The sequence below is a fragment of the Thiomonas sp. UBA7699 genome (assembly GCF_002482605.1).
Taxonomy (GTDB): Bacteria; Pseudomonadota; Gammaproteobacteria; order Burkholderiales; family Burkholderiaceae_C; genus Thiomonas; species Thiomonas arsenitoxydans.
On sequence record NZ_DLGH01000030.1, the window covers coordinates 119,133 to 125,526 of the forward strand.

Sequence of the window (6,394 nt, forward strand, 5' to 3'; positions counted from 1 at the left end):
GCGACGCCTGCAGCGTGCGGCAGATGCCGCGCACCGCATGGCGTGTACTGCGGTGTGAGACAGGCAACAGCCGACGACATACTCCGTACTCGCGTGCAAGCAATATCAGCACGCGAGTATGGAGAAGCCCATCATTCGGAACTTTGCGGTTCCGAATGATGCGAGGGTTGAGAATTGCGTCAATTCTGAACTTGCTTACTTTTTCCTTGCTGCGGCCTTAGGTTCGCTTCGGGCGTGTGCAGAGGCTTCGGCTGCAGATTGCGCCCTTTTCGCGGAGCTGTGCTTGGGCTCCTGGGCGCCCCGCAGCAGGGTTTCAATCTCCACCTCCGCCTGCAGCCAGTCCTCCACCGGATCGCCTTGAAAACCTTGGCGCTCCGCCCGATAAAAAGCGGCTTCGGCAATCATGTGTTGAAGCTGCTCCGCCGAAACGGAAGAACTCTTCTGAGTTTCCATCAAACGGTCTCCTTACAAAATTTCGTCTCTAAAAATGAAACAAAATGTTTGCAATTTATGCAAACGCGCCTCTTTATCCACCGAAAATCCACCTCTCAATGGCAATACATCGGCAAAGCGCAAGATAAGTCTGTCCAGACGAGATGTCTTGATCTGCATCAGCACGGAGGCTAACGCGCGACAAGACCAAGGGTCAGATCAAAAAGCCCTGCAAAGAAATGGGCTCAAAATTCATGGGATGAGAAAACTTGGGGCGGCCCTGCGTTCGTTTTCTAATGAGCATCTCAAATCTTGCGCTGCACAACAGATCTCGGGCATCCTCCCAAAAACTCATTCATCATCGTCCTCATCCATTTCTCCAACACAGAGGGCGCGCAGCATTTTTTGGGTCACCAGTACCACGCCGTTGCTCGTGCGCCCGCCAGCACCAAGGCGATGGTGCGGCGCACGAGCATGTGCGGCTGCATCTGGCGATCTTGCATGTTCATCGGACTCAAGGGGCTGTTCTGATTCATGGCAGGTCTCCGGATGCCGAAGCGTTCGCGCGGTAGCGCCGGATCAGCATGTTGGTCGAGCTGTCGTGCGCCATCGCCGCGCCATCGCCTGCGGCCAGTTCGGCGGCGATGCGTGTGGCTAGCACCTTGCCTAGTTCGACACCCCATTGGTCGAAGGAATCGATGTTCCACAACACGCCCTGGGTGAACACGCTGTGCTCATACAGCGCGATCAATGCGCCCAAGGTGAAAGGGGAGAGTTCGTCTGCCAGCACGGTATTGCTCGGGCGGTTGCCTTCGCATACTCGCTGCGCGATTTGCTCGGAGGGCACGCCTTCATCGCGCAACGCCTGCCCGGATTTGCCAAAGGCCAGCGCCTCGGATTGGGCGAACAGATTGGCCATGAGCAGGTCATGCTGTGCAGCCTGCCCAGTAGTGGTGCGGCAAAAGCCGATGAAATCGCACGGCGCCAGTCGGGTGCCCTGGTGCAGCAATTGAAAAAACGAGTGTTGACCGTTGGTTCCGGGTTCGCCCCAGACGATGGGCGAAGTCGGGCGCGGCACCTGCTGCCCGGATGCGGTGACGTGCTTGCCGTTGCTCTCCATCACCAACTGCTGCAGATAGGCGGGCAGACGCCGCAGCGCGTGGCTGTAGGGCAGGACGGCCTGAGTTTCGGCGCCGAGAAAATTGTTGTTCCACACCGCGATCAAACCGTGCAGCACCGGCATGTTGTGATGCAGAGGCGCAGTCTGGAAATGCACGTCCATCGCTCGAAACCCGGCGAGCAGGCGATGGAAGTTGTCGGGGCCGATGGCAATCATGGTGCTCAGACCGATGGCCGAATCCATCGAGTAGCGTCCGCCTACCCAGTCCCACAGGCCAAACAGGTGACGGGTGTCGATGCCGAACTCAGCGACCGCCTGCGCCTGGCTCGACACCGCCACGAAGTGGTTGGCCACGGCGCGTTCGTCGCCGAGTTGGGCCACGCACCATTGCCGCGCCGCGCGCGCGTTGGTCAGGGTGTCAAAGGTGCGAAAGCTCTTGGAGCAGATGATGAACAGCGTTTCTTCGGCATGCAGGCCGCGGGTGGCTTCGTGCAGATCCGCAGGGTCGATGTTGGACACAAACCGCATATGCAGTTCCGCGTGGCTGTCGTGTCGCAGCGCCTCGCAGGCCATGGCCGGGCCGAGGTCGGAGCCGCCGATGCCGATATTGATCACGTTTCGGATGGGCTTGCCGGTATAGCCGCGCCACTGGCCGTTGCGCACCTGCCGGGCAAAGTCGGCCATGCGGTCGAGCAAAGCATGCACTTCGGGCACGACATCCACGCCGTCCGCCACAACCTTCACTCCCTTTGGCGCACGCAAAGCCGTGTGCAGGGCGGCACGCTTTTCGGTGGCATTGACCGGATCGCCGCGGAACATGGCGTCGCGCCGCTCGGGCAAACCACACTGACGGGCCAGTTCGCACAGCAGCGCCAGCGTGGCGTCGGTCAGGCGGTTCTTGGAGTAATCGAAATACAGCCCCGCCGCTTCGACATGCATGCGCTCGCCGCGTTGCGGGTCTTGCTCGAACAGTTCGCGCAGATGCAGGCTGGCGATCTGGCGATGGTGCGCGGCGAGCGAGTCCCATGCGGGTACAGGCGCAGCGCCCGACGGCGTGGCTTGCGTTTCGGTACTCATGCCATCAACCCATCGACGGCGCGCACCTGCTCGTCGAGCGTGGCGAGAAAGCGCGCGGCGTCGGCCCCGGCAACGACGCGGTGGTCACAGGTGAGCGTGAGCCGGGTCAGGCCGTCGCGCGCTGGCGCCGCCACAGCAAGAATGGCCGCGGCACCCAGAGGGACGATGGCGTCGAACTGCTCGACCCCGGCGAACATGCCGAGGTTGGAGAGATAGAAGGTGGCGCCGGAGTAATCGGCCGGAACCAGACGGCGGCGCGCCATCTTCTCGCGCAGCTCTCGCCAGTCTTCGTTCAGCTCGGGCAAGGGGCGGACGGCGTTGCGCAACACCGGGGTGATGAGACCGTCTGCGGTATCGACGGCAATGGCGATGTCGATGGCCTCGCGCCGCGCCAGTCCGCCGGGCGTCCAGCAGGCGTTGAAATCCGGGTGTTTCTGCACGGTCAGCGCGCAGGCGCGCGCCAGCAGCAGGCTGATGGATTGATGCGCCTGCTGCGCGGCGGCATGCAGGGGTTGCAGATCGACCGCCGCGGTGACATGGAAGGTGGGCGTGTGCACGGTGCGCTGCATGTTCTCGGCCATTGCCGCCTTCAGGCTGCTTGGCCGCTCGATGCGATGCACCGGGCCGAGTTGCAGATGGGGCAGTTGCGGCCCTATGGCCGCAGCAAGCACCTGCACGGCGGTGATGCGGCCTTGAGCGTCGGGTTGGAGCAAGGCAGGGTCGATATCCAGCTCGGCAGCCAGTCCGCGGGCGAATGGCGAGACGCCGCCCGCAAAGCGCGCGGCCAGCGCTGCATCGAGCACCGGGCTGGCCGGGGCGGAAGCGGCGTGGGGTTCGGGCTGGGGGGCGGGGGTGGCGGGCTCAGAGGTTGGCGCAGGGGACGGAGCCTCGGGCTGCGGCGCGGCGCGCGGTGGGGTTTGTTGCATCAAAGAGGCCCCGGTCTTCGCCGCTTGCGCAGCGGGTTGTGCAGGACTTTTTGGCGCTGGCGCTGGCGCTGGCGCCGACGCCGCATCGGTGATCCAGGCGATGGTCGATTTCACCGGGATATCGCTATCTACCGGCGCCAGCGGCCCGGACAGCACGCCGTCGGCATAGGCTTCGACATCCATGATGGCTTTGTCCGACTCGACTTCAGCCAGCACATCGCCGCTCTTGACGGGATCGCCCGGCTGCTTGAGCCAGCGCGCGATGCGTCCGGTCTGCATGGTGTCGGACAGCACGGGCATGATGACGGCGGTCTGGGTCATACGGCGTTCTCCTTGGCGGCCAGACCCAGGAGTTTGCGGGCGGCTGCGGCGATATCTGCGGGTTGAGGAATGGATTGCTCTTCCAGGCGCTTGTTGTAGGGGGTGGGCAGGTCAAGTGCGGCCACACGCATTGGCGCAGCGCGCAGGCTGTCGAAACACCGTTCGGTAAGCGTGGCGGCGATCTCGGCCCCCGCCCCGGCAAAGCGGCTGTCTTCTTCAGCGATGAGCACATGGCCTGTCTGGCGCACCGAAGCGGCACAGGTGGCCCAGTCGATCGGGCTGAGCGAGCGCAGATCGATGACCTCGGCCTCGATGCCTTCTGCCGCGAGCTGCTCGGCTGCGGCCAGCGCCTGATTGGCCATGCGCGAATAGCTGATGAGGGTGAGATCGCGTCCAGGGTGCCGCACGATCGCACGGTGCGGCGGCGGGGCCGGTTCGTCTTCATTCACCAGGCCCTGGTCGAAATTAAGCAGCTCGTGTTCGAGCACGATCACGCAGTCGTCAGCGCGGATGGCTTGACGCAGTTGCCAGTAAGCATCTTGCGGCGTGGCCGGGACGACGATGCGCAGTCCGGCGACATTCATCAGCGTGTGTTCCAGCCGCTGCGAATGCTGCGCCGCGAGTTGCCGCGCCACGCCGCCGGGCATGCGGATCGTCAGCGGCATGCGAAACTGCCCGCCGGACATGAATGGAATCTTGGCCGCCATGTTGACGATGGCATCGAGCGCCAGCAGCGCGAAGTTGACGGTCATGATCTCGACCACGGGGCGCATCCCGAGCATCGCCGCCCCCACCCCCAGGCCGGTAAAGCTGTTCTCGGAAATCGGGGTGTCAAGCACACGGCGTTCGCCATATTTAGCCTGCAGCCCTTCGGTGACGCGATAGGTGCCGCCGTACAGGCCGACGTCTTCTCCCAAAGTAAATACCGCGTCGTCTGCGGCCATTTCGGCATCAAGCGCGCGATTGAGCGCCTGCCAGTAAGTGAGTGTCTGGGTGGGCATATCAGGCTCCTCAAATCAGGGTGGCGGCGTCAACGCCGCACTGCAGCGCGCGGCGGGCGTCGTCGAATGTGGGCTCGGCAGAGGCGATGGCAAACGCCACCGCATCGTCGATCTCAGCGCGAATTTCGGCCTCGAGTTTGTCCAGCCCAGCCGTGTCGAGATGTCCGCTGCGCACATAACGGTCGCCAAGCGCGGCGCAACTGTCCAGCCCGAGGCTTTGCAGCAGGGCATCGTCGGGGCAGTGGGCCTTGAGTTCGCGCAGTTCGGCGCCAATGGGGTCTTGCGCGGTGTAGGCGGCCACCTCGACGACCGGGCGGTAGCTGCCCGGATCGGCCATCGAATGCCCCCGATAGCGATAGGTTTCAAGTTCCAGCAACTGCGGCCCCTGCCCGGCGCGAATCTGCGCGAGCATGGCACTGGCGTGGCCATGGACCCCTTCTGCTTCCATGCCGTTGGCGCGCAACGCCGGAATGCCGTAGGCGCAGGCGCGCTTGTGCACCTCGGTGATAGCCGAGTGGCGATGGATTTCGGTGCCGATCTGGTAATGGTTGTTCTCACAGACAAACAGCACCGGCAGCTTCCACAGCGCGGCCATGTTGAGCGACTCGTGAAATGTGCCCTGGTTGACCGCACCATCCCCGAAAAAGCAGATCACCGCCTCGGGCAAACCGCGCAGTTGCACGGCATAAGCCGCGCCGATGGCGATCGGATAGGTCTCGCCCACAATGGCATAGCCCCCAAGAAAGCGGCGCTGGGCATCGGACAGATGCATCGATCCGCCCAAACCGCCCGAGCAGCCCGTGCGCCGCCCGAACAGCTCGGCGACGATGGCGCGCATGGGCACGCCGCGCGCCAGCGCATGCACATGCTCGCGATAAGTGCTCACCACATAATCACCCGGCTCGGCGGCGGTGAGCACCCCGACCGCCACCGCCTCCTCACCGGGGTAAAGATGCAGAAAACCGCCGATATTGCCCTTCGCATATTCTTGCGCCAAGCGTTCTTCAAGGCGACGGGCCCGCAGCATATCGCGCAGAAAATGCAGATGCAGATCTCGATTCATGGTGAAACCTTTCGCAATGACAGCGGCGGCATTCAGACGGCAGGCCGCGCCGCGCCGCGCCCGGGCACACCAAGTTCGTCCAGCGCCTGCCGGATCGGCGTGAGGTACATCAGAGCCGGGCCGCCATGCATCAGCACGGCCATGAAACCTGCCGACATCACCTCGTCACGGCTCGCGCCAGCCTCCAGCGCCACATTGATGAGATCCTTCATCCGCTTGTCCAGGGCGGGCCCGCCCTCCGCCTTTTGCATGAAATTGGAAAAGGCGCGGGTTTCGGTCGGATAGTCCTTGTTGAGATAAGTCATCAAGGAGGTGATTTCTTCGAGTTTCTGATGAGTGGTCATGGCAGTTTTCAAGTCGTGGTAACGCGGGATCAGAGATCGATCACATCGCCTTGTCTCGGGCGTTTTACCCGGGTGTTTTTGAGCAGCGCGGCAAACGCGTCCATGCTGTC

The 6,394-nt window shown here is 63.2% G+C and carries 7 protein-coding genes; all 7 read right to left on the reverse strand.

What is annotated here, in order from left to right; all coding sequences use genetic code 11:
- Positions 1-195: 195 nt before the first annotated feature.
- Positions 196-405 carry a DUF2934 domain-containing protein gene (locus B3H47_RS13710; protein ID WP_286987556.1) on the reverse strand — a complete coding sequence of 70 codons (210 nt, stop codon included), beginning with the start codon at positions 403-405 and terminating at the stop codon, positions 196-198.
- A 437-nt stretch (positions 406-842) separates the two neighbouring features.
- Positions 843-968: a hypothetical protein gene (locus B3H47_RS13715; RefSeq protein ID WP_013122213.1), complete on the reverse strand. Its 126-nt coding sequence runs from the start codon at positions 966-968 to the stop codon at positions 843-845.
- On the reverse strand, positions 965-2,629 hold the full coding sequence (gene pgi, locus B3H47_RS13720) for a glucose-6-phosphate isomerase (protein ID WP_286987558.1): 1,665 nt from the start codon (positions 2,627-2,629) through the stop codon (positions 965-967). Before pgi ends, B3H47_RS13715 begins: the two co-directional genes overlap by 4 nt.
- Positions 2,626-3,876, reverse strand: a complete 1,251-nt coding sequence (locus B3H47_RS13725; RefSeq protein WP_286987560.1) for a dihydrolipoamide acetyltransferase family protein — start codon at positions 3,874-3,876, stop codon at positions 2,626-2,628. The genes pgi and B3H47_RS13725 overlap by 4 nt, the downstream gene beginning before the upstream one ends.
- Positions 3,873-4,877 carry an alpha-ketoacid dehydrogenase subunit beta gene (locus B3H47_RS13730; protein ID WP_286987561.1) on the reverse strand — a complete coding sequence of 335 codons (1,005 nt, stop codon included), beginning with the start codon at positions 4,875-4,877 and terminating at the stop codon, positions 3,873-3,875. Before B3H47_RS13730 ends, B3H47_RS13725 begins: the two co-directional genes overlap by 4 nt.
- Positions 4,878-4,887: 10 nt before the next feature.
- Positions 4,888-5,940 (reverse strand): thiamine pyrophosphate-dependent enzyme, encoded by a 1,053-nt coding sequence (locus B3H47_RS13735; protein WP_286987562.1) that lies wholly within the window; start codon positions 5,938-5,940, stop codon positions 4,888-4,890.
- A 32-nt stretch (positions 5,941-5,972) separates the two neighbouring features.
- The coding region (locus B3H47_RS13740; RefSeq protein ID WP_286987563.1) for a carboxymuconolactone decarboxylase family protein at positions 5,973-6,394 on the reverse strand (422 nt) is incomplete at its 5' end.

Bases quoted from the DNA above. Each gene is read 5' to 3' on its own strand.
- B3H47_RS13715 (WP_013122213.1), bottom strand. From the start codon at position 968: ATGAATCAGAACAGCCCCTTGAGTCCGATGAACATGCAAGATCGCCAG.
- B3H47_RS13725 (WP_286987560.1), bottom strand. From the start codon at position 3,876: ATGACCCAGACCGCCGTCATCATGCCCGTGCTGTCCGACACCATGCAG.
- B3H47_RS13710 (WP_286987556.1), bottom strand. From the start codon at position 405: ATGATTGCCGAAGCCGCTTTTTATCGGGCGGAGCGCCAAGGTTTTCAA.
- pgi (WP_286987558.1), bottom strand. From the start codon at position 2,629: ATGAGTACCGAAACGCAAGCCACGCCGTCGGGCGCTGCGCCTGTACCC.
- B3H47_RS13735 (WP_286987562.1), bottom strand. From the start codon at position 5,940: ATGAATCGAGATCTGCATCTGCATTTTCTGCGCGATATGCTGCGGGCC.
- B3H47_RS13730 (WP_286987561.1), bottom strand. From the start codon at position 4,877: ATGCCCACCCAGACACTCACTTACTGGCAGGCGCTCAATCGCGCGCTT.